The sequence below is a fragment of the Mycobacterium sp. MUNTM1 genome (assembly GCF_054660795.1).
Genome location: NZ_BAAGDE010000071.1, coordinates 5,358 through 28,680, shown reverse-complemented (window position 1 = coordinate 28,680; position 23,323 = coordinate 5,358). Strand labels below are relative to the sequence as shown.

At 68.4% G+C, this 23,323-nt stretch carries 8 protein-coding genes; 2 read left to right on the top strand and 6 right to left on the bottom strand.

Features of this window, described 5'->3' with window-relative positions:
* Window positions 1–115: 115 nt before the first annotated feature.
* The 5 genes from ACYQ8K_RS26920 to ACYQ8K_RS26900 all read right to left on the bottom strand — a co-directional run bounded on the left by ACYQ8K_RS26920 (window position 116) and on the right by ACYQ8K_RS26900 (window position 7,758).
* Window positions 116–1,198 (bottom strand): PDR/VanB family oxidoreductase, encoded by a 1,083-nt coding sequence (locus tag ACYQ8K_RS26920; protein WP_459973915.1) that lies wholly within the window; start codon window positions 1,196–1,198, stop codon window positions 116–118.
* Window positions 1,199–1,211: 13 nt separating this feature from the next.
* Window positions 1,212–2,141: an alpha/beta fold hydrolase gene (locus ACYQ8K_RS26915; RefSeq protein WP_459973912.1), complete on the bottom strand. Its 930-nt coding sequence runs from the start codon at window positions 2,139–2,141 to the stop codon at window positions 1,212–1,214.
* A gap of 2 nt (window positions 2,142–2,143) precedes the next feature.
* The gene (locus ACYQ8K_RS26910) at window positions 2,144–3,052 is read right to left on the bottom strand and encodes a metal-dependent hydrolase (protein WP_065027116.1); all 909 of its coding nucleotides are present in this window, start codon (window positions 3,050–3,052) and stop codon (window positions 2,144–2,146) included.
* Between the two features lie 36 nt (window positions 3,053–3,088).
* The gene (locus tag ACYQ8K_RS26905) at window positions 3,089–6,340 is read right to left on the bottom strand and encodes a thioester reductase domain-containing protein (RefSeq protein WP_459973909.1); all 3,252 of its coding nucleotides are present in this window, start codon (window positions 6,338–6,340) and stop codon (window positions 3,089–3,091) included.
* Between the two features lie 425 nt (window positions 6,341–6,765).
* Window positions 6,766–7,758: a diacylglycerol/lipid kinase family protein gene (locus tag ACYQ8K_RS26900; RefSeq protein ID WP_459973907.1), complete on the bottom strand. Its 993-nt coding sequence runs from the start codon at window positions 7,756–7,758 to the stop codon at window positions 6,766–6,768.
* Window positions 7,759–7,943: 185 nt separating this feature from the next.
* On the opposite strand from ACYQ8K_RS26900, the gene ACYQ8K_RS26895 reads away from it, so the two are divergent.
* Both ACYQ8K_RS26895 and ACYQ8K_RS26890 read left to right on the top strand, forming a co-directional pair.
* Window positions 7,944–8,837 (top strand): oxidoreductase, encoded by an 894-nt coding sequence (locus ACYQ8K_RS26895; protein WP_459973904.1) that lies wholly within the window; start codon window positions 7,944–7,946, stop codon window positions 8,835–8,837.
* Window positions 8,838–8,950: 113 nt separating this feature from the next.
* Window positions 8,951–9,868, top strand: coding sequence for a DMT family transporter (locus ACYQ8K_RS26890; protein WP_459973903.1), 918 nt, complete (start codon window positions 8,951–8,953; stop codon window positions 9,866–9,868).
* A gap of 10 nt (window positions 9,869–9,878) precedes the next feature.
* Here the strand turns inward: ACYQ8K_RS26890 and ACYQ8K_RS26885 are convergent.
* The coding region (locus tag ACYQ8K_RS26885) for an amino acid adenylation domain-containing protein (RefSeq protein WP_459973901.1) at window positions 9,879–23,323 on the bottom strand (13,445 nt) is incomplete at its 5' end.

Genomic DNA, 23,323 nt, shown 5'->3' with positions numbered 1-23,323 from the left:
GTCCCACCGTGCCCCGGACCCCTCGGCGAGCGCGCCCAGTGGTGGTGGTACGACCCCTTCCAACCCCAACCACCACCGACAACCAACTGAGCGCACAGCCGAACGCAGGCGTCGCTCAGGCGTCGATCACCACGCGCCCGGATTTCGCGCGGGAGACGCAGACCAGCATTTCGTCGTCACCCTCCGCGGTACGACCGCGGCGATCAACCTGCCCGCCAAGCACTTTCACCTTGCAGGTGCCGCAGAACCCCTGCTGACAGGAGTACGCGGTGGTCGCATCGCGGTCGAGCATGACGTCGAGCGCCGACCGGTTCCCCGGCACGTCGAGCACCCGCCGCGAGCGGGCCAGCTCCAGCTCGAAGGGGACCCCGTCGATTACCGGCGGTGGGCCGAAGCGTTCGTAATGCAGTGGCGCGTCGGCGTGTTCGTTGCGCGCGGTGCGTACCGATTCCAGCATTGCGGTGGGGCCACACACGTAGACGGCCGTCGTCGGCCCGGCGGCGGCGAGCAGGTCGGACGGGCTGGGGAATCGGCCGCGCTCGTCGTCGGCCCACACGCTGACCCGGCCCGGGTCCACCGCCACCACCTCGTCGAGCAGCGGCATGTACTCCCGGCCGCGACCGGCATACACGGCGCGCCAATCCATTCCGCGTTGCTGGGCCGTCTGGATCATCGGCAGGATCGGTGTCACCCCGATGCCGCCGATCACGAACAACACCTCGCGCTCGTCGGTGACGAGATAGAACGCGTTGCGCGGCCCTTCGAATTGGACGGTGTCGCCCACATGCAAGGTCTCGTGCATTTCGATCGAGCCGCCACCGCCCTCGGCGATGCGGCGCACCGCGATGCGGTAGTCGGTGCGCCGGCCGGGCGAACCGCACAGCGAGTACTGCCGGCGGCGACCCGATGGCAGCCGAACGTCGATATGCGCGCCGGGCGTCCAGGACGGCAACAACCCACCGTCCGGGTCGGCCAGCGTCAACGCGACCACATCGGGCGCGAGCAGTTCGCGGTTGGTGACGACCGCGGTGGTGGTGCGCCGCACCGGCTGCACCCGCGAGGGCGTCCACCGCGACGCCGACGCCAGGCCGCCGAACAACGCACCGACCCCGTACAACGCGGTGTACATTCGGTCACGTTTGCGGCGGCCGTACAAGTCGCCCGGAATGCCATCCCAAATAGTCTGTGTCACAATCATCCTCACATCTGGCCTAAGACCGGCCCAGGCCGCGACGGTCGGTGGACTGCGCGATCAGGTCGACCCACTCGCCCGTGAGCCGGGCAATGACGTCGGGGTACGCGGTGACCACCCAGTGACCGCCCTCGATCGGGACGACCCTGCCGCCCTCCGGGATGGACCCGGTGAACCGTTGCAGGGCAGGCGAGACGAAATAGTCCTGGCGCGCGACCAACACCTGCACCGGAACGGTGGTCTGCGGCAGTTGGGCTGGGGGTGACAGGATCGGTGCGGGCATGTTCGCGCGGTACAGATTCAGCCCGTTGAGGTAGTCATCGGCAGAGCGGTACGCCGCACCGCGCCCGCCGTGGGCGCCGGACCCACCGATGCGCTCAACCGCCTCAAAGACTTTCACCGTCGCCCGGGACCGGATGGCCAACTCCGGTATGCCTGGGCACAGGAAGAACCAGATGTAGGACGACGCCAGGATCTGCTTGGCCACGTCGACAAGCGCACGCGGCGTGCGCGCTGACCGCAAGAACTTGCCCGCGTAGTTCAGATGGGGCCCGGAGACCGATGTGAACGAGGCGATCTTGCCCCGCACCACGTCGTCGGTGACCGCCGCCCAGGCCTGGATCGACCCCCAGTCGTGGGCCAGCAGGTGCACGCTGTCCACGCCCAGGCGCTCGATCACCGCGCCGACGTCGGCGACCAGCTGCGGCAGCCGATAGCCCGAACGCTCTGCCGGCGTTGAGGATTGGCCGGCGCCCCGCACGTCGTACGCCACGACGTTGTACCGGCGACCCAATGTCGTTGCCACCGGATCCCACACGTGGTGGTTGTCCGGGTAGCCGTGGATGGCCAGGATGGTCGGCCGCCCGGGATCGATGTCGGTGTAGGTGTGCACCGCCAGTCGCACGCCGTCGGAGGCGGCGACCGTGGTTGAAGCCACTTCGGTAGTCATCGTCAGTGCGAGGCGCGGGCCGCGGGTGAGCGAGCCAGGTAGTCGACCGCGCGCCCCACCCCGCCCAGCTGGGACGGATGAAAGCTCGGGGTGTAGTAAGCGCCGATGACGCGCAAGAACTGGAATGGCCCGGGCACCAAACCCCGGCGTGCGGCGCGGAAGTAGTCGCGCCAGCGCGGCTTGGTGCCGGGCGGCAGGTAGGGATCCACGGAGTACATGAATCGCACGCCGCGCACGAACAACCACAGCAGCGCCGGTGTGATCAACAGCTGGGTGCGCACCTGCCGCCAATAGCCGGCGCGCAGATGCTTCATAGTGTCGAACGCGACCGCCTTGTGCTCGACTTCCTCGGCGCCGTGCCAGCGCAACAGGTCCAGCATCACCGGGTCGGTGCCCATGGCGTCGTGCTGCGGGGTGTCAAGGATCCATTCACCCAGGATGGCGGTGTAGTGCTCGAGTGCGGCCACCATCGATACCCGCTCGAGCAACCAGCTTTGGCGCCGGCGCGGACTCCACCGCGGCCGGTCGCCGATGAGTTGGGTGAACAGCCAACGCATTTGGTCGGTGAACGGGGTCACGTCGATGTCTTTGACAGCGAAATGCCCGAGCACCCCCGCGTGCGCCTGGGAATGCATGGCCTCCTGGCTGATGAATCCCTGCACATCGCGCCGCAGTTGATCGTCTTTGATCAGCGGCAAGGTGTCCTTGAAGGCGTCGACGATGAACTCCTCACCCGCCGGCAGCAACAGGTGCAGCACGTTGCAGAAGTGGGTGGTGAAGGGCTCGTTGGGCACGTAGTAGAACGGCAGCGTGGACCAGTCGAAGTCGACGTCGCGCGCCTGCAGGACGATCCGCTCGTGGTCGAGCGAAGCGTCGTGCGGCCCCGTTGCCTTGTCATCGACGGTGAACATCGTCGCCACCCCTTTCTCCGTCGCCAGATCGTAAGGCTAGGCGCTGCGTTGCGCCTCGTCCTCCACCTCGGTGATCAAACGCTCGCTGCGCAAGAACCGGACCAGATGGTCGACCGTTTCGGTCAGGGCCGGCTCGCGCAGCCGGACCTTGGTCAGCCCCCGCCGGTGGCGGTACTGCGTGTTGTCGTAGCGCTTGTCCCGCATCGCCGCGATCTTGTCCGCCGACCGGGTAAGGAAGTCGACCAGCGGGTACATCTGGTCGTTCGGCGTGCAGCGGCGGTTCAGCTGCTCGGTGAACGACGGGATGTCGTGGTACTCAAAGCGATACCCGTACCGCTCGGACAGGATCCTGGTGACGTCGGTGAGGTTGTAGTAGTCGTCCGCGGTCATGTTGAACACGCTGCCCGACTCGTCCGGCAGGCCCATCAGCGTGACGATGTGATCCGCGATCAAGTCCGCCGGCAGCAGGCTGATCTGGTTGAGCGCGTTCACGGCGACACCGTGCTCGATCATGAACGCCGTCAGCCGCACCAGGATGTCGTCCTGGCTGCCGAAGCCCGCGCGGGTCGGCGAGATCAGCGAGGGCCGGTAGATCCGGACGTCGAGTCCCTTGCGCTGCGCGGCCAGTGCCAGCTGCTCGCCGACCCACTTGGTCTGCGAGTAGCCGAAGTCCAGGCCGGCCATCTTCTCGTTGGCGTCCCACTCCCCGACCACCGGCTCGGTGCTCCAGCCGTAGATGAACGTACTGGAGACGAGGTGGAAAACCTTGCGGTGGTTGGTCATTGCCAGCCGCAACAGCTCGCGGGTGCCCTCCACGTTGGCGGGACGCAGCGCGTCGTAGGTGCGGACGTAGTTGACCAGGGCGCCGTTGTGCACCACCGCATCGACGTCGCGCGCCAGCTGCTGGAAGGCCGCCTCGCCGATGCCCAGCGCAGGCTCGGCGAGATCGCCGCAGATGATGCGGACCCGCGCGCGGACGTCGGCTTCCAGCGCCGGCGTCCACATCCGGGCGCGGCGCAGCGAGGCGACGACGCGGTCCAGGCCGTGCGCGGCGTCGGTGGCGCGCACCAGTGCGTGCACCGTGTAAGGGGTGCGCGTCAGCAGGCTGCTCACCAGGAACGGCCCCAGGAATCCGGTCGCCCCGGTGAGCAGGAGGTCGGTGGGCTCACCCGGCCGCGCGGGTGCCAGTGCCGGCAGCGGCAGTGCCGCGTCGGCGCGCATCTGGGCGGCCTCGTGGGCCTCGTACTCGGCCGAGATCTGATCCAGCGCACGGCGCAGGGCGTCGAGCGGCTGCTCGGACCCGTCACCGAATTGGCTTATCAGCCCGAAGAATTCGGACACGGTCAGCCGCTGCAACAGTCGGGTGTTGACCTCTTCGGCCAGCTCGCCGGCGCCGTTCTCCTCCAGCAGCGCCTGCAGGTCGGTGCGGAGTTCGGCCAGGGCCAGCGAGTCGATGCCGAGATCGGCGAACGAGCAGTCCTCGTCGCCGGTGAGGTCGTAGCTCTCGATGAGGTTGCGGAAGCGCTCCAGCGGACCGCCGACCAGGCCATCGTGAGTCCGGTTGGCGGACTGGTTAATCCAGCTCGTGAAGGCGGGCAGCTTGTCGTCCAGCCACAGTTGTCGGGTCGACGCGCGCCGGATCTTCCCCGACGTGGTCTTGGGAATGCTGCGCGGCGGTGCGAAGACGATCGCGTGCGGGTCGATGTGGCAGTGCCGCCGGATCGCGCGGGCCATGGCCTTGGCGTCCGGAAGGTTGTGCTCGTCGCGCACCTCGGCGACGACGATCAGCGCTTCGGACTCGTCGTGCTCCACCGAGAAGGCGGCGACGCAGCCGCTGCGGACGTGCGCGGCGGTGCGCTCGACGACGGCCTCGATGTCGGACGGGTAGCAGTTGACGCCGCGGACGATGATCAGGTCCTTGCTGCGGCCGCAGACGAACAGCTCCCCTTCGTAGAGGAAGCCGAGATCGCCGGTCCGCAGGTAGGTGTTCTCGTCATCGCCGACGACGCGGGCGCCGAACATCTCCGCGGTGAGTTCCGGACGGTTCCAGTAGCCGGCCCCCTTTGAGGGTCCGGTCAGCCAGACCTCGCCGACCCGCCCGTCCGGCAGCGCCTGCCGCGATTCGGGATCGACGATGCGAACCAGGCTGCTCTCGATGGGCTTGCCGCAGCTGACCAACGGAACCTGATTGCTGTTCTCCGGCACCGCCTTTTCGACGCGAGCGACGTTGCGCTCCAGCCCGCGCTTGTTCACCGCGATGGTCTGGCGCCCGCGGATCGACACGATCAGGGTGGATTCGGCCATGCCGTAGGCGCCGGTGAGCGCCTCGGGCCGCAGGCCGTACTCGGCGAACCGCTCCCGGAAGCGGGCGAAGGTGTTGGCGCGCAACGGCTCTGCGCCCACCACGATGCATTCGAGGCTGCTCAGGTCGACGCCGGCCAACTCGGAGTCGGGCAGCTTGTCCTCGCGCAGGCAGTATTCGAGCGCGAAGTTGGGCCCCGGCGTGTGGGTTGCGCGCACGTCGCTGATGAGGCGAAGCCACGACGACGGCCGGGCGAGGAAATCCAGGGGCGACATCGCGTGCGTCGACCCGCCCAGCAGCACGATGAACATGTAGGCCGAGATCAGCCCCATGTCGTGGTGCTGCGGCAGCCACGACGCCAGCACCGCGTCGCCGGCGAAGGCGGAACCGTTGGCGATGACGTTGGCGTGCGTGACGATCACGCCCTTGGGGTCGCTGGTGGAGCCCGAGGTGTACTGCAGGAACAGCACGTTCCCGGGAGTGTCCGCGACCGGTGCGCCGCCGAAGTCCTGCGCGCCGTCGGTCGCGTACCACGGCAGCTCCGGCAGGCCGGCGTCGGACCCGCCCGCCCAGACCTGCTCGCCGGGGCGCTGGCCCAGCAACTGGCGGAAGTCGTACTCGAACTGCTTCGTCGACAGCACGGCCGCGGCCTGGCAGTCGCGGGCGATGAAGCTGAGCTTGGCGAGCCCGGAATCGAAGGACATCGGCAAGGGCGGGCTGACCGGAACGGCGATCACCCCGATGCGCGCGCAGGCATACAGTGCCGCGATCATCTCCAGACCGGGCGGGTAGACCAGCAGCGCGCGGTCGCCTGGCTTGAGGCCGGCCTCACGGGACAGGTAGGCGGCCAGCTCGCGGGTGCGTTCGGCGAAGGCCTGATAGGTGTAGTGCTCGAGTTCGCGGCCGTCGGCGTCGACAAACCGGAAAAGGGTCTGGTCCGGCCTCTGCGCTTCCCACATCTGCAGGTAATCGATCAGCGTCTCCATCGTAGGAGTGATCCCCCTTCCAGGTTGGCTTAGCCCGAGAACGACTTCCGTCGTAAATATAAATCCAATGTAGCGCCGCATGCCTACCGCGAGCAAAACATCGACCAGCATTAATGGCCATCGCACACTACATTCACAGGATAAACTTAGAAGGCAAAATTAATTGCATGAATGCTGATCTACGCGCTTACGCACTTCAGTATCTCAGTGGTATACGACCAGGCATTACGGCTGCTCTTCCACATGAAATACTGAACTACGTACCTACGAATTCACGCATTTACTATTCGCGGCCGGCCGCGCGGCCCGTGCGAATTGAGACTTTTATCTTCGTCACACCTATTGAGCATTTTGCAAAGCGAAAAACGCCAATTTCCGATGGGGTTCGGCTGGCCTGGGGAAACCTCGGCGCCGGCCGGCGGCGGCTAAACGGGCCGGGCGATACGGATGCGCGGGCCCGCGCGGGCCACGAGTTTCACGATGCCGAGGAAACGCTCACCGTCGATGATGGGCGACAGCGGCTCGTCCTCGGCTTCGATGATCATCTCGTGGCCGATGACATCGCGTAGCCCTTCGCCGCGCAGCATGCCGTTGGTCAGGGCCGTCGGCAGCTGCGCCACGATCCTGGACGGCCGCAGGTTTCCGGCCTGAAAATGCAGCGCACCGGGCTCGGAAGCCTTGGGGAACAATCGAAGCGGGCCACCGATGCGCAGGTCGATCGCGCCGGCGTGCAGCAGGCTGTGCGTGCGCGAGGGGACCTCGTCGCCGTCGATCACCACGCGCGCCCGCGTCGGGGTGAACAGGATGGACGCGTAATTCGGCGTCTTCACGCGGCCGGGCGCGACCTTGGAGGTGATGTAGTCGCCGAAGCTGCGGCCGATCACCCGTGCGACGGCCAGCCGACCGTGATCGGGTGAGTCGTAATACCGGTCGTAGAACCGGTTTCCGACGCCGCCGGCCGCCAGTCCGAAGCAGAGGCGGTGGAACACCGCGCCGTCGGCGGTCTCGCCGTCGAGCACCAACGTGTCCAGTCGCACGTCGGGCGGTGGCCGATCGGCCTCGGCGGCGGCCGTCAGCGCACGGATGATCGCTTCGGGCCGCCCGCGCACCCGAGCCTTGCGTGCCACCGCGTTGACGCTGCCGCCGTTCGTCGGGACGAACGCGGGCCAGCGCTGCGGATCGCTGACGCAGCGCTCGATCTCGTTGATCAACCAGTGCAACGCGCCGTCGCCGCCGTCGCCCACCAGATGGGTGACCCGCGGCGCGAGCCGCCGGATGGCGTCGCGAAGCTCCTCGATCGAATTGGTCTCGTGCACCTCGCCACGGGGGCCGACGATGCGACGCAGTTCGGCGATGCGGTCGGCGGAAGCGGCGCGATTCTTCCGCGCCTTCGGATTGACGATGACGCCTAGATACATCCGGCGATCCCCGATGCGTACCCGACAAAATTCCGCCCTCCGGGCAACCGATCAGGTGGGATTTCGCTGGTCATCCCAGGCACGATACCCGGGCGTACCGGTGCACCAGTAAAGCTCCCGCACACGGCCGCACGTCGCCGCGGCCCAGGCACCCCCGGCGCAATTGCGAAGTTAGGGTGTTTGCCATGCCCGATTGGACCGCAGCGGAGCTGCCCTCGTTCGCCGGACGAACCGTCATCATCACCGGGGCCAACGCCGGCCTGGGTGAGATCACCGCCCGCGAGTTGGTTCTCGCCGGCGGCCACGTCATCCTGGCCGTCCGCAACATCGACAAGGGCCGCGCGGCCGCCGCGCGCATGACCGGGTCGGCAACCGCGAAGACGGCCGGGACGGCCGAGGTGCGTCAGCTCGACCTGCAAGACCTGTCCTCGGTGCGGCGCTTTGCCGACGAGGTCGAATCGGTCGACGTCCTGATCAACAACGCCGGCATCATGGCCACGAAGCACGCGGTCACCGTCGATGGCTTCGAGGGCCAGATCGGCACCAACCACCTGGGCCACTTCGCGTTGACCAACCTGCTGTTGCCCAAGCTGACCGACCGCGTGGTCACGGTGTCCTCGCTGATGCACCACTTCGGCTACATCAGCCTCAACGACCTCAACTTCGAGTCCCGGCCGTATTCGGCCTGGCTGGCCTACAGCCAGTCGAAGCTGGCCAACCTGCTGTTCACCAAGGAGCTGCAGCGGCGGCTGGACGGCGTCCCGACCTCGCTGCGCGCGCTGGCCGCCCACCCCGGCTGGTCGCACACCAACCTGCAGGGAAACTCCGGCCGCAGGCTGGGCGACGCGGCGGTCCTGGCGGTCGACCGGATCGTGTCCACCGACGCCGAGTTCGGCGCCCGCCAAACCTTGTACGCGGTCTCGCAGGATTTGCCGGGCGACACCTTCGTCGGCCCGCGATTCGGACTGTATGGTCGCACCCAGCCGACGTGGCGCAACTGGCCGGCAAAGCGCGCCGGCACCGCCGCCGCCCTCTGGGAGCTGTCCGAGCGGCTCACTGGGACGAAATTCCCGCTCTGAGGCATCCCCGCCGCCCCGCCCTACGGTCCGGGCAACCCGGTGCCGCGCCCACCGCGCGGGGCGCGGCTAGATTGGATGGGTAGCGCAACCGCACCCAGCGAGGAGGTAATGCCATGTCGGACGCGAATCTGGCGGCCATTCTCGCACTGTGCGCCGCCCTGGCGTCCGCGATCGGCAACGTGGTCCGGCAACGTTCCGCGCAGGAGGTCACCGACAAACGGGTGGGCCACCTGACGTTGTTCGGGATGTTGCTGCGCGACAAGCGTTGGTGGCTGGGCGGTTTGGGCGACATCGGCAGTTATGTGCTGTTGGCCGCCGCACTGGACAAGGGCTCGGTGTTGCTGGTGATGTCGTTGCAGGTGACGGCGCTGCTGTTCGCGCTGCCGATCTACACGCGGATGACCGGTAACCCCATCACCCGGCGGGAGTGGAGCTGGGCGCTGGTGCTGGCGGTGGCGCTGGCCGTACTCATCGCGGTCGGGGACCCGACCGGTGGCCAGCAGCGGGCGCCGCTGCACACGTGGATCGTGGTGGCCGTGGTGATCGGCCCGCTGTTGCTGCTGGGTTTGCTGGGCGCGCGTATCTGGTCGGATCGGCCGGTCGCGGCGCTGCTGCTGGCGGCGGTGGCGGGCACCTTCTTGGCGGTGTTCGCGGTCCTGATGAAGGGCGTAGTCGACATCCTGGAACACCATCCCGGCGACATCTGGCAAACCTTCGAGCTGTACGCGCTGGTGTTCTGCGGGGTCGCCGGAATGATCTATCACCAATCGGCTTATCGAGCCGGTGCGCTCACCGCCTCGCTGCCGACGATCATCGTGGCGAAGCCCGTGGTGGGTGGGATCCTCGGCATCGTCGTGCTCGCCGAGACGTTGGAAGCCGGTGGCTGGGAGTGGTTTGTCCTCGCGGTGACGCTCGTCGTGGTGATCATTGCGACGGTCGGCTTGGCCCGCGGTGAGGCCGCCTCCATGTCGGCCGGCGCCGGGCGCGACCTGAAGGCCAGCGCCAGGCCGAAGGCCGCCTCGCAAGCCTGAGCGTCCGGCGCTACAGCAGACCGAGCAGCTCCAACCCGGTGACGTATTGGACGATGACGGCCGGCGAGACATGCGGAATGTCGTTGTCGGGGCCCACTTTCGCGTCGTGCACCGCGGCACGGAACCGATCGGTCGACACAACGGAAGCCGAGATCGGCTCCGCCGGCTGCAGCTGAACCGAATTCGTCGACAGCAGCACCCCCAGAATCGAATGCTCGCGCAGTCGATCCGGCAGGGCACGCAGCCCGCTCTCGAACCGGCGCAGCCACTCGCCGAAGTCATCGATGCGCTCGATGGGATAGCCCGCCTCGATCAGCCAGTCGACGTACTCGTCGAGCCCGATGCCGTCGTCATGTTGATTCATCACGTGATAGGTCTCAAACCCGTTGACGGCCTGAGCCCCCAGCGTGGCGATCGCCTCGGCGACGAATTCCACGGGCAGACCGTCGTAATGCGCGCGCTGCCGATCACCTTGGGCGTCAAGCCGATAGAACGAGCGCGGCGCGACACCGGTGGCCACCACACTGAGCACCATCCGGGTGACCATGTCCGACAGATTGAGCTGGCCCGCATACGTGGTGCCCGCCAAGATCATTCCGCTGCGAAACACCGCGACCGGTAGCCCGCACACATCGTTGGCCTCCCGAAGCAACACCTCACCGGCCCACTTGCTGTTGCCGTAGCCGTTGACGCGGCTGCCGTCGTTGCGCCGGCTGGGGCTGATGACCCGGATGTCCGCGTCCTCGGTGAACGCCGCAGGCGCGATCTGATCGCCCACGTTGGCCGTCGACACATAGGTGAAGAGCTTGAGTTTGGTGCTCAGAGCCAGCCGGATCAGCTCGGCGGTGCCGACCACGTTGGGCCCGAACAACTCGCTGTAGGGCAGCGCGCCGTTGACCACGGCCGCGGAATCCACGATCAGATCGACGGACCCGGCCAGCCGCTGCCAGGTTCGTTCGTCGAGGCCAAGATTCGGCTCGGCCTTGTCGCCGGCGATCACCTCGAGATGGTCGGCGGCCAGCTCCTGGAAATAGCGCAGCAGCTGCGGGTCGCCGCTGTCGAAGGTCTTCTCCAGGCGGGCGCGGGCCTCGTCGTCGGAGGCCGCCCGCACCAGGCAGACCAGCTTCCCGTCGGCCAGTTCCAGCCGCTCGAGCCACTGCAGCACCAGATACCGCCCGAGGAACCCGGTGGCGCCGGTCAGCAAGACCGTTCGCACCTCGGCGCCGGGCCCTGGCAACGACGACGCGCCCGACAGCGTCGCCGCATCGATGAACTTGTCCAGCGTCAAGTCAGCGGCACGCACCTCGGTGGCGTCGAGGCCGTGCACGGACACGAAGCGCGGATCGTCCGCCTGCTCGTCGACCCGTTGGCTCAGGCCGGCGGCTGTCGGCGCATTGAAGAGCGTGCGCACGGTCAGGTGGGTGTGCAGGGCTTTGTTGAGGGTGGCGATGACGCGCATCGCGGACAGGGAGTCGCCGCCGAGGTCGAAGAAGGAGTCATCGATCCCGACGAGGTCCAGGCCCAGAATCTCCGCGTAGGTGTCGGCGACGAGGCGTTCGATGTCGTTGCCCGGGGCGCGGTATTCGACGTCACGATAGGTCGGTGCCGGCAGGGCGCGGGTGTCCAGCTTGCCGTTGACCGTCAGCGGCAACGCTTCGATCACCACCAGGGCGGCCGGAACCATGTAGGGCGGCAATCCTTCTCGCAGCTGCGCCCGCGCGGTGACCACATCCAGCGCCCCCGGTTCCGACTCGGTGACATAGCCCACCAGACGCAAGGCGGCGGGACGGTCCTCACGCACGATCACCACGGCCTGATCCACCGCGTCCAAACCGTTTAGCGCTGCCTGGATTTCGCCGAGCTCGATGCGGTACCCGCGGATCTTGACCTGCTCGTCGATGCGGCCGAGGTACTGCAACTGTTCATCCGGCCCCCAGCGCACCAGATCGCCGGTGCGATACATCCGCTGCCCGGCACCGCCGAACGGGCATGCGACAAACCGGGATGCGGTCAGCCCGGCCCGGCGCAGGTAACCCACACCGAGCCCGCGCCCGGCGACGTACAGCTCACCCACGGTGCCCACCGGCACGGGCCGCAGCCACGGATCGAGGATGAAAAACGCCGCCCCGGGCACCGGCGCACCGATCGGCGGCGTCCCCGCCCCGGCGCTGAGGGGCCGACTGACCGCGACACACATCGTGGTCTCGGTCGGGCCGTAGGCGTTGGTCATGATCCGGCCCGGTGCCCACCGGTCCACCAGTTCGGCCGAACACGCCTCGGCGGCAACCACCAACGCCGAAGACGTCAACGCCCGCGGCGACAGTGCCGAGACCGCCGAGGGAGTCTGGTGCAGTACGGTCACCCGCTCGTCAATCAGCAAGGCCTGCAGTTCCTCTGGCAACGCGGCCACCGATTCGGGCACGATGACCAGTCGCGACCCGTGCAACAGCGCACCCCAGATCTCCTCCACGGAGGCATCGAAGGCATACGAGTACCACTGCGACCACGCCTGGCCCGGCCCCGACGGCAGCCCCACGTGCAACGACCCCAACCACTGCGTCACGTTCTGATGCGTGGTCGCCACACCCTTGGGCACCCCCGTGGTGCCCGAGGTGTAAATGACGTGGGCGATGTCCTCGGCTTCCGGCATCGGCAATCCGGAGCATGGCTGGGCTTGTACCGCAGGGTCATTCACATCGATGGCTCGTATCCCTAAACCGGCGAACCGATCGGCCAGCCTCGCCGTGGTCACCGCCGCCACCGGTCGGGCATCGCCGATCATGAACTCGATGCGGGCGTCGGGGACGGCCGGGTCCATCGGCAGATACGCCGCGCCCGACTTGAGCACCCCCAAGATCCCCACGATCGCCTGTGTGGAGCGCTCGAACAGCACCGCCACGCACCGGCCACGACGCGCACCGTGTCCGGTCAGCAAGTGCGCCAACCGGTTAGACGCCTCGTCCAACTCCCGATAGGTCATCGACGCACCGGCGCAGCTCACCGCCACCGCCTGCGGGGTGCGAGCCACCTGCGCGGCGAACAACTCCGGGATCGACACCCCCCGCACCGGCGCGCTCACCACCGCCCGATTACCCAACACGTCCAGCCGGGCCCGCTCGGTGGCATCGAGCACGTCCACCGCGGACAGCCGCGCTGACGGATCGGCCGTCATCGCCACCAATACCCGGTGTAATCGGTCCACGAGCACCTCAACACTTTTCGCGTCGAACAGATCGGTGCGGAATTCGACCGCGCCGCCGATTCCGGCGGGTTCGCCGTCCTCGGTGAAGCGTTCGCCGAGTGAAAACGTCAGATCCATGCGGGCGGTTCGGGTCTCGAGGGGCAGCCGGGTGATCCGCAGCCCGCCCAGGTCCAGGCCCGCGGCGGGGTCGTTGCCGTGCTCGCGGAGGTTCTGCCACGTCATCGACACTTGGACCAGCGGGTGATGGCTCAGGGACCGGATCGGGTTGAGCCGCTCCACCAGTAGCTCGAAGGGCACATCCTGGTGTTCGAGAGCCTCCAGGCCGCGGCTGCGCACCTGGGTCAACAGCTCGGCGACGGTGGCGTTTCCGTCCACGTCGACACGCAGGATCAAGGTGTTGACGAAGAAGCCGACCAGCCGGTCCAGGGCGGCGTCATTGCGGCCCGCGATCGCAAATCCCACCGAAATATCATTGGTCGCAGTGATTTTGGAGAGCAGCATGGCGAGGGCCGCCTGGATGACCATGAAGCTGGTGGCGTTGTGCTGACGAGCCACCGCGCGGATCCGGTGCTGCAATTCCGCCGGCCAGTCCACGGTCATGCTCGCCCCGCGGTGGTCGGCCACTGCGGGGTAGGGCCGGTCGGTGGGCAGCTGCAACCGCTCGGGCATCCCCGCCAGCGTCGCCTGCCAATAGGCCAGCTGGGTTCCGATGGGACTTCCGCTGTCCTCGAGATCGCCGAACTGGGCCCGCTGCCACAGCGTGTAATCGGCGTATTGCACGGGCAGTGCTGCCCAGCCGGGGGCCCGGCCCGCGCACCGGCCGGCATAGGCGGCCCCCAGATCGCTCACCAGCGGGGTCACCGACCACCCGTCGGCCGCGATGTGGTGCACCGTCGCGACCAGGACGTGCTCGTCGGCGGCGAGGCGGAAAAGCTTCGCGAACAACGGAATGCGGGTTCCCAGCTCGAACGTGTGTCCCGCGGCGGCATCGACGGCCTCGTCCAGTCGGCCGGGCGACCACGAGGTGGCATCGACCACCTCCCAGCCGAAGTCCGCGCGCTCGGCCGCCAGCACCTCCTGGTACGGAACGCCGTCGCTCTGCGGAAAGACGGTGCGCAGCGATTCATGGCGGGCCACCACGTCCGCCAGCGCCGCGCCCAGGGCGTCGACATCGAGTCGGCCGCTCAGCCGCAACGCCACCGCCATGTTGTAAATCGGTGAGGCGCCGTGCAATTGGTCGAGGAACCACAGCCGGCTCTGGCCGAACGACAACGGGATCACGGCGGGCCGCTCGGCGGCCACCAACGGCTCCAGGCCGCCGCCGTCCGTCCGGACCCGCGGCGCCAACTGGGCGACGGAGGGTGCGTCAAAGAGGGCGCGCACGCCCAGACGGGTGTTCAGAGATTTGTTGACGGCCGCGATCAGGCGCATCGCGGTCAGCGAATCCCCGCCCAGGTCGAAGAAGGAGTCATCGACGCCCACGCGGTCCAGGCCCAGGATGTCGGCGTACACGTCGGCCAGGACTTCCTCGACGGCATTGCCGGGCGCGCGGTACTCCGACTCGCGGTATTGCGGCGCCGGCAAGGCGCGGCTGTCCAGCTTGCCGTTGACCGTCAACGGCAACGCATCGATCGCCACGACCGCGGCCGGCACCAGGTAGGCCGGCAGCTGCTTGGCGAGTTCGGCACGCGCGGCGGCCGGGTCCGCGGTGCCGGTGACATACCCCACCAGACGTCTGTCGCCGGGGCTGTCCTCGCGAACGACGACGGCTGCGCTGTGTACGCCCGCCAAACCGCTTAGCGCAGTGTGGATTTCGCCCAGCTCGATGCGATAGCCCCGGACCTTGACCTGCTCGTCGGCACGCCCCACGTAGTGCAGCTGCCCATCCGCGCGCCACCGCACCAGATCACCGGTGCGATACATGCGGGCGCCGGGGGCTTCCGGCCCCGCGAACGGGCATGCCACGAATCGCGACGCGGTCAATGATGCGCGGCGCAGGTATCCAACCCCCACGCCGCGCCCGGCCACATACAACTCACCGACCACGCCGGGCGGCACCGGGCGCAGCCACCTGTCGAGCACAAACAACGCCGCACCGGCCACCGGTGCACCGATGGGCACCAGCCCAGCCCCGGCCTGCAGCGGGGCGCTGACCGTCACATCGACGGTGGTTTCGGTGGGGCCGTAGGCATTCGTCATCACCCGCCCCGGCGCCCACCGATCCACCAGTTCAGCCGGACAGGGCTCGCCACCGACGATCAACGCCGCCGAGTCCAGACCCTCGAGCGACAATGCCGCCAGAGCGGAGGGCGTCTGACTCAACACGTCGACCTGCTCGTCGATCAACAACGCGCGCAAGTCTTCCGGTGATCCCGTTACCGCCTCGGGTACCACCACCAGCCGCCCCCCGTGCAGCAAAGCACCCCAGATCTCACGGACCGATGCGTCGAATGCGTAGGAATGCCACTGCGTCGACACCTTGACGGGCCCCGGCGTGGTCAGGCCCGCGTCCAGTCCGCCCATGAGCTGGGTGACGTTGTGGTGGGTGACCGCAACACCTTTGGGGACGCCGGTGGTGCCCGAGGTGTAGATGATGTGGGCGACGCTTTCGGCGGCCGGCGCCGGTGGCGCGAAGCTGGGCTGCGCGTCGGCCGGCCCGTCGACATCGATGATCTGCAGGGCGTATCCGTCCAGCCGGCCGGCCAACTCGGCGGTGGTGACCGCAGCGATCGGACCCGCATCGCTGAGGAGGAAGCCGATCCGGGCGTCGGGCAGCGCGGGATCGATGGGCAGGTACGCGGCCCCGGCCTTCAAGACGGCCAGGATGGCCACGATCGCCTCGGCCGAGCGCGACAGCAGCAGCGCCACAGACTGACCCGGCCCAGCGCCGCGGCCGGCGAGCCGGTGCGCCAACCGGTTTGCGGCCTGGTCCAGCTCGCGATAGGTCATCGAGCGGCCCGCACAGCTGATCGCTGTCGCTTCCGGCGTGCGAATAACCTGTGCCGCAAACAGTTCCGGTATCGATACACCGGCCACGGGTTGGGACAACACCGCGCGATTGCCCCTCTCGTTCAACCACGCGTGTTCGGGCTCGTCGAGCACATCGATGGACGACAACCGGCGGGTGGGATCGGCCGCCATCGCCGCCACCACCCGCTCCAACCGGGCGATCAGCGCCGCGATGCTGTCCGCGTCAAACACATCCGTGCGGAACTCGACCGACCCGGAGATTCCCGCGGGCTCACCCGCCTGAGTCCACCGTTCGGCCATCGAGAGCGTCAGATCCATCCGCGCGGTGTGGGTGTCCAGCGGCACCGGGGTGATGTGCAGATCGCCCAGGGTCAGCCCGGCGGCCGGGTCGTCATGCTGCCCGGGGAGGTTCTGCCATGCCAACGCCACCTGGACCAACGGGTGATGGGCCATCGATCGGTCCGGATTGAGCCGGTCCACCAACACGTCGAAGGGCACGTCCTGGTGCTCGTAGGCGGCAAGGCTGCGAGAGCGAACCTGGGCCAACACGTCGGCGACGGTGGGATCACCGGTCAGCTCGACCCGTAACACCAATCTGTTGACGAAGAAGCCCACCAGCTCGTCCAGCGCGGGATCACGCCGCCCGGCGACCGGGAACCCCACCGCCACATCGCCGGTCGCGCACAACGTGCCCAGCAACACGGCCAGCGCGGCCTGCATCACCATGAAACTCGTCGCCTCGTGGTCGCGGGCCAGCGCGCGCACCCACCGTTGCGTGTCGGCGGACCAGTCGATAACCGCGGTGGCTCCCCGATAATCGGCTACCGGCGGATACGGCCGGTCCGTCGGCAGTTCGAGGCGCCTGGGCATCCCGGCCAAAGTCTTTTCCCAGTAGGCCAATTGATCGGCGATCGGGCCGTCGGCATCGTCGAAATCGCCGAACCGGGTGCGCTGCCACAAGGTGTAGTCGGCGTACTGCACGGCCAACGGCGCCCAGTCGGGCGCCTGTCCGCCACAGCGGCTGGCATAGGCGACCCCCAGATCGCGCACCAGCGGGGTGATCGACCATCCGTCGGCAGCGATGTGGTGCACGCTGGCCACCAGCAGATGCTCGTCGTCCGTGATTCCGAAAAGCCTGGCGCGCAACGGTATCTCGGTCTCCAGGTCGAACGCATGGCGGGCCACCGTGTCGATGGCGTCGGCCACCTGCGCCTCCGGCCACCCGCTGACATCGACGACCTCCCAGCCCAGATCGACGCGCTCGGGTGAGACCACGTCCTGGTACGGCACACCGTCGATGTGCGGGAATACCGTGCGCAGTGATTCGTGGCGGCTCACCACATCCGTCAACGCGGCGCCCAGCGCCTCGGCGTCGAGACGCCCGCGCAGCCGCAGCCCCACGGTCATGTTGTAGACCGGTGACGGCCCGTGTAGCTGGCCAAGGAACCACAATCGGTTCTGGGCGAACGACAGGGGAACCAACGCGGGCCGCTCGCCGGCGACCAAAGGTCGCTCGTCACTGCCACTTTCACGGACCTGCGGTGCGAGCTGCGCGACCGTGGGGGTGTTGAACAGGGTGCGCACGGTCAGCCGGGTGCGCAAGGTCTTGTTGACGATGGCGACCAGTCGCATTGCGGACAGGGAGTCTCCGCCGAGATCGAAGAACGAGTCGTCGACGCCGACGCGGTCGAGCCCCAGGACCTGGGCATAGACACCGGCAAGGATTTCCTCGACGGCGTTGCCGGGGGCCCGGTATGCGGCGTCGCGATATTCGGGCACCGGCAGCGCCCGGGTGTCCAGTTTGCCGTTGACGGTCAACGGCAACGCCCGCACCGCCACCACGGCGGCAGGCACCATGTAGGCCGGCAACCGCTCGCCGAGGTGGGCGCGCGCGGCGGCCGGATCCAGTGCACCGCTTACCGATTCGGTAACGTACCCGACCAGTCGCTTGTCACCGGGGCGGTCTTCGCGAACGATCACCACCGCCTGATCCACCTGATCCAATTCGGCCAGCGCCGCTTGAATTTCACCCAACTCGATGCGATAGCCCCGGATCTTGACCTGCTCGTCGGCGCGTCCCAGATAGCGCAGCTGCCCGTCAGCACCCCACGACACCAAGTCCCCGGTGCGGTACATGCGCATTCCGGGCGCGAACGGACACGCCACAAAACGCAACGCCGTCAGGCCCGCCCGCTTGACATACCCGATGCCGACGCCTCGGCCCGCGACGTACAACTCACCGACCACGCCGGCCGGCACCGGCCGCAGCCAACCGTCCAGCACGAACAACGCCGCACCCGACACCGGTTTGCCGATCGGCACCGCCCCGGCGCCGGCCGCCAGCGGCACGCTGACCGTCACACACAGCGTGGTCTCCGTCGGGCCGTAGGCGTTGGTCATGATGCGGCCCGGCGCCCACCGATCCACCAACTCCACCGCGCACGGCTCGGCGGCCACGATCAGTGCCGCCGACTCCAGGCCCTGCGGCGACAACGCGGCCAGCGCCGACGGAGTCTGGTGCAACACTGTCACCTGCTCGTCAACCAGCAGCGCCTGAAAGTCTTCCGGGACAGCGGCTACCGCCTCCGGCACGATCACCAGCCGCGACCCGTGCAGCAGCGCACCCCAGATCTCTTCCACGGAGGCGTCGAACGCGTAGGAATACCATTGCGACCACGCCTGGCCCGGCCCCGACGGCAGACCCATGTGCAGCGAGTCCAGCAACTGGGTCACGTTGTGGTGCGTGGTCGCGACTCCCTTCGGCACCCCGGTCGTTCCCGAGGTGTACACGATGTGGGCGACGTCGTCGCCGGCCGGCATCGGCAGCGCCGCATCGCGGCCGGCGCCGATGCCGGGATCGTTCGCGTCGATCACGGTCAGCGCGCGCCCGTCGAAGCGCGAGGCCAGCTCCCCCGCCGTCACCGCCGCGATCGGCGCGGCATCACCGAGGACGAAGTCGATCCGTGCGTCGGGCACCGCGGGATCGATCGGCAGATACGCGGCCCCCGACTTGAGCACGGCCAAGATCGCGACAATGGCCTCCGCCGACCTTCCGAACATCACCGCCACGCACTGCCCGGCGCCCGCGCCGTGGGCGATCAATAACTGCGCCAGGCGATGAGAAGCCACGTCGAGCTCGTGGTAGGTCCACGAACTCTGGCCACAACTCAACGCCACGGCCTCCGGCGTACGAACCACCTGCGCGGCGAACAACTCCGGAATCGAACGCCCGATCACCCGCTGGCCGAGCACCGCCCGATTGCCGAACTCATCGAGGCGCTCATGCTCGGCCGCGGCGAGCAAATCCACCGACGACAACCGGCGCGACGGATCGGCCGTCATCGCCATCAGGATCCGCTCCAGCCGATCCGCGAGAGCCACAACGCTTTCCGCGTCGAACACATCGGAGTCGTACTCGATTCCCAGCGCCAGCTCGTGGCCCGGTGTGGCCTGCAGGGTCAGTGGGTAATGGGTGGATTCGTGACTGGTGAGCCCGGTGACGGCCAGCTCGCCGAGTTCCATCGAGGCGGCGGCGTCCAGGGGGTAGTTCTCATAGACGAACAAGGTGTCGAACAGCTGGTCGTGACCGCTCGCGCGGTGAATCTCGGTCAGCGCCAGGTGTTCGTGATCCAGCGTCTGCTGGTAGGCGTTGTGCAGCTGACCGAGCAGGTCGGCGACGGTGGTGTCGGCGGTAGCCCGCGCCCGCACCGGCACCGTGTTGATCAACAGGCCGACCATCGATTCCGCCCCGGGCAGGTCGGCTGAGCGGCCCGAGACCGCGGCGCCGAAGACGACGTCGCGTTGCCCGGTCAGCGACATCAATACCTGCGCCCACCCGGCCCGCAGCACGGTGTTGATGGTGGTGCGATGCGCTCGAGCCAGTTGTCGCAGCGCCTGGGTGGCCCCTGCGGAGAGCGTGCGCGACTCCAGGCCCTGGCGCCCCAGCCTTTGCCGGTGCGGGGAGCCCACCAGGGTGGGTGTGTCGAAGCCGGCCAACACTTCTCGCCACGCCGCATGCGCGGCATCGAGGTCGCGGCCTGCCAGCCAGGTGACGAACCTGCGGTACGGCACCGGAGCGGGGAGGCGCCGGTCGTGGTAGGCGGCGAAGATCTCCTGTAGCAGGATCGGCAGGGAGGAGCCATCGAGCACGGCGTGGTGGTTGGTGAGCACGAACCGGTGCCGGTCCGCGGCGGTGCGGATCAGCGCCGCCCGAAAGACCGGCGGGTCGGCCAGATCGCCGACCGCGGCGCGTTCGGCGGTGCACATCCGGTGAACCCGTTCGTCGACGTCGACCCGATCGATGCCCAAATCGACGTAGCGCCAAGGCAGCACGGGTTCGGCGGGGATGATCTGCACGGGTGGGTCGATGTCCGGACAGAAGCGGGCGGCCAGATTGGGGTGGCGGTTGACGACGGCGCGCACCGCCGCGCGCAGCCGGTGCGGGTCGATCGGGCCCGAGATGTCGATGGCCAGCTGAATGGCGTACAGGTCGACGCCGTCGGCTTGTGCTGCTGTGGCATGGAAGAGCAGCCCCTGCTGCAGTGGGGTCAGCGGCAAGACGTCGGCGACGGGTTCGCCCTGTTCGAGATCGTCGATCTGGCACTGGGTGAGACGCGCGGGGAGCACGTCCGACGGACTCAGGCCGCCCCCACCCCCGCGCACGTGCGCACAGATACCGGTGAGCGCCTCAAACCACAAATCGCTCAGCCGGTTTACCCGGGCGCGATCCAACGCGGTGGTCGCCCATGTCCAGTTGGCGTGCAGCTGGGGGCCGGCCTCGCCGTCGATGGCGCCGGCGTCGAGAGCCATGGTGTGCGTCAGCGGCATCGGCACCGCGGTCGCGACCGCGGTCGCCGACAGACCGTCGAGGGTTGGTTGCCACACCTCATCGGGCAGGCCGGCCGTGCCGGCCAGCCGCCCCAGATAATTGAACACGACCGTCGGGTCCGGATCATCCAGTCCGGCATCGGGATTCAGATAGCGCAGCAGCCCGTAGCTGAGGCCCTCGGGCAGGGCGCGCAGCTGCTCTTTGGCGCGCTTGATCACGACCCCCAGTGCGGCATCACCGGCCACGACCTTCGACCAGTCCAGGCCGGCGACGTCGAGTGCCACCGGGTATTTGGCGGTGAACCAGCCCACCGTTCGCGACAGGTCAAGGTTGGCGCTCAGCTCGTCGTGGCGCCCGTGGCCTTCCACGTCGATGCCGATCGGCGCTTCGCCGCCCACAAGCTGCGCGATGGCCAGCCCGAAGGCGATCAACAGAATGTCTTGCACCCCAGCGTGAAACGCCGCGGGCACCTCGCCGAGCAGCATGCGGGTCGTCTCCACATCCAGCTGCGCCGAAAAGCGGCCCGCGTTGGCGTGGGTATCGGCGCTTTGCACGGCCGGCAACGCCGCGGGGGCAGCCGATACCCGCCGCCACGCATCGGCCTGAGCCATTACTTCGGGACGGCGCGCGTACTCACCGAGTAGCGACGACCACCGGACGAACGACGTGCCGGCCGTGGGCAACGACACCGGCCGCCCACCGCGATGCTGAGCCCAGGCTATGTTCAAGTCTTCCAACAGGATTCGCCACGACACCCCGTCGACGGCGAGGTGATGGATGATCAACACCAGTTGGCTCGTCGAGGCGATCCAGAGCGCACTGACCATCGTCCCCGCACCCGGATTCAACCGGGACCGCGCGGCGATGAGCGCCTCGTCGGTCAACTCGTCCACCGATCGCACGCACCCACGGGCGTCCACCGAACCTGCGTCGGCCACCGAGAGCACCCATCCCGCCGCACCGTCGTCGTCGACGCGCAGCCGCAACATGGCATGCCGATCCAGCAGGGCCTGCAGCACCGCCACCACGTCGGCCTCGCACACCCCTGTGGGCGCTCGCACCAGCATGGTCTGGTTGAACTGATCGACCGGGCCGTCAATGCTGTTCAGCCACCGCATGATCGGGGTCGCGACCACCTCGCCGACACCCACATCGGCCGCGTGGTCGTCGCCGGTCGCGACCGCGGCGACCCGGGCCAGCCGGGCCACGGTCTGCTCGACGAAAATGTCACGCGGTCGGCAGATGATGCCCGCGGCACGCGCGCGGCTGACCACCTGCAGTGACATGATGCTGTCGCCGCCAAGGTCGAAGAACGAGTCGTCGATGCCGACCCGCCGCAACCCCAGTACCTCGGCGTAGATGCCCGCCAGGATCTCCTCGATCGCGTCGGCCGGGGCCCGGTACGTCGCGGCGGCATATTCGGGGGCCGGCAGACCGCCGATGTCGAGCTTGCCGTTGCGCGTCAGCGGCAGCGCGTCGATCGCCACGATCGCCGCCGGGACCAGGTAGGCGGGCAGCCGCTGCCCGAGCCGCGTGCGGACCTGGGCGGGGTCGGCGCCGCCGGTGATGTACCCGACCAGGCGAAGGGCGGCGGGTGGATCCTCGCGGGCGATCACCACCGCCGCCGTAACGCCGTCCAGTGCGGCCAGCGCGGCCTGCACCTCGCCGAGTTCGACGCGGTGGCCGCGGATTTTGACCTGTCCGTCGGCACGTCCGAGGTAGCGCAGCTGGCCGTCCGGGTCCCAGCACACCCTGTCGCCGGTGCGGTACATCCGGGTTCCGGCACCGCCAAATGGGTTGGCGACGAAACGTTCCGCGGTCAGGTCGGCGCGGCCCAGGTAGCCGTGCGCCAGCGCGGGCCCGCTGAGATAGAGCTCGCCGATCACCCCGACGGGAGCCGGCTGCAGGTGCGCGTCGAGCACGAAGGCCCGCACCCCCGCGATGGGGGCGCCGATGCCCACCGGCCGCCCCGGTGCGAGGGGCGCGCTGCAGGTGGCCCAGATGGTGGCCTCGGTGGGGCCGTACGCGTTGAACATCTGCCGCCCCGGCGCCCACGCTGTGGCCAGCTCGGCCGGGCAGGCCTCGCCGGTGGCGATCAGGGTGCGCACGCCGGTCAGCCGGGTGCGGTCCAGCGACGCGAGCACCGTCGGGGTGAGCACCGCCGCGCCGATCCGCTGTTCGTGCAGCAACGCGGTCAACGGTTCGCCGGCGGACGCTTCCGGGGGTGCCACCACCAACGTCGCGGTCGCCCCCACCGCCAGCAATAGTTCGCCGACAGAAACATCAAAAGACGGCGAGGCGACCATCAGCAACCGCTCGCCGGCGGTCAGGCCGAACGCCGCGCGGTGGGCGGCCCCCCCCCGCCGGCCCGCGGGGGCGCCCGCCCCACCCGTTTGCACACCCGGGGGTCCGGGGGTGAAGAAAAAATGGGGGGGGTTTGGGGGCCGGCACCGGG

Excerpts from the sequence above, each read along its gene's own strand:
- ACYQ8K_RS26890 (WP_459973903.1), top strand. The coding sequence starts at position 8,951 with ATGTCGGACGCGAATCTGGCGGCCATTCTCGCACTGTGCGCCGCCCTG.
- ACYQ8K_RS26895 (WP_459973904.1), top strand. The coding sequence starts at position 7,944 with ATGCCCGATTGGACCGCAGCGGAGCTGCCCTCGTTCGCCGGACGAACC.
- ACYQ8K_RS26900 (WP_459973907.1), bottom strand. The coding sequence starts at position 7,758 with ATGTATCTAGGCGTCATCGTCAATCCGAAGGCGCGGAAGAATCGCGCC.
- ACYQ8K_RS26905 (WP_459973909.1), bottom strand. The coding sequence starts at position 6,340 with ATGGAGACGCTGATCGATTACCTGCAGATGTGGGAAGCGCAGAGGCCG.
- ACYQ8K_RS26910 (WP_065027116.1), bottom strand. The coding sequence starts at position 3,052 with ATGTTCACCGTCGATGACAAGGCAACGGGGCCGCACGACGCTTCGCTC.
- ACYQ8K_RS26915 (WP_459973912.1), bottom strand. The coding sequence starts at position 2,141 with ATGACTACCGAAGTGGCTTCAACCACGGTCGCCGCCTCCGACGGCGTG.
- ACYQ8K_RS26920 (WP_459973915.1), bottom strand. The coding sequence starts at position 1,198 with ATGATTGTGACACAGACTATTTGGGATGGCATTCCGGGCGACTTGTAC.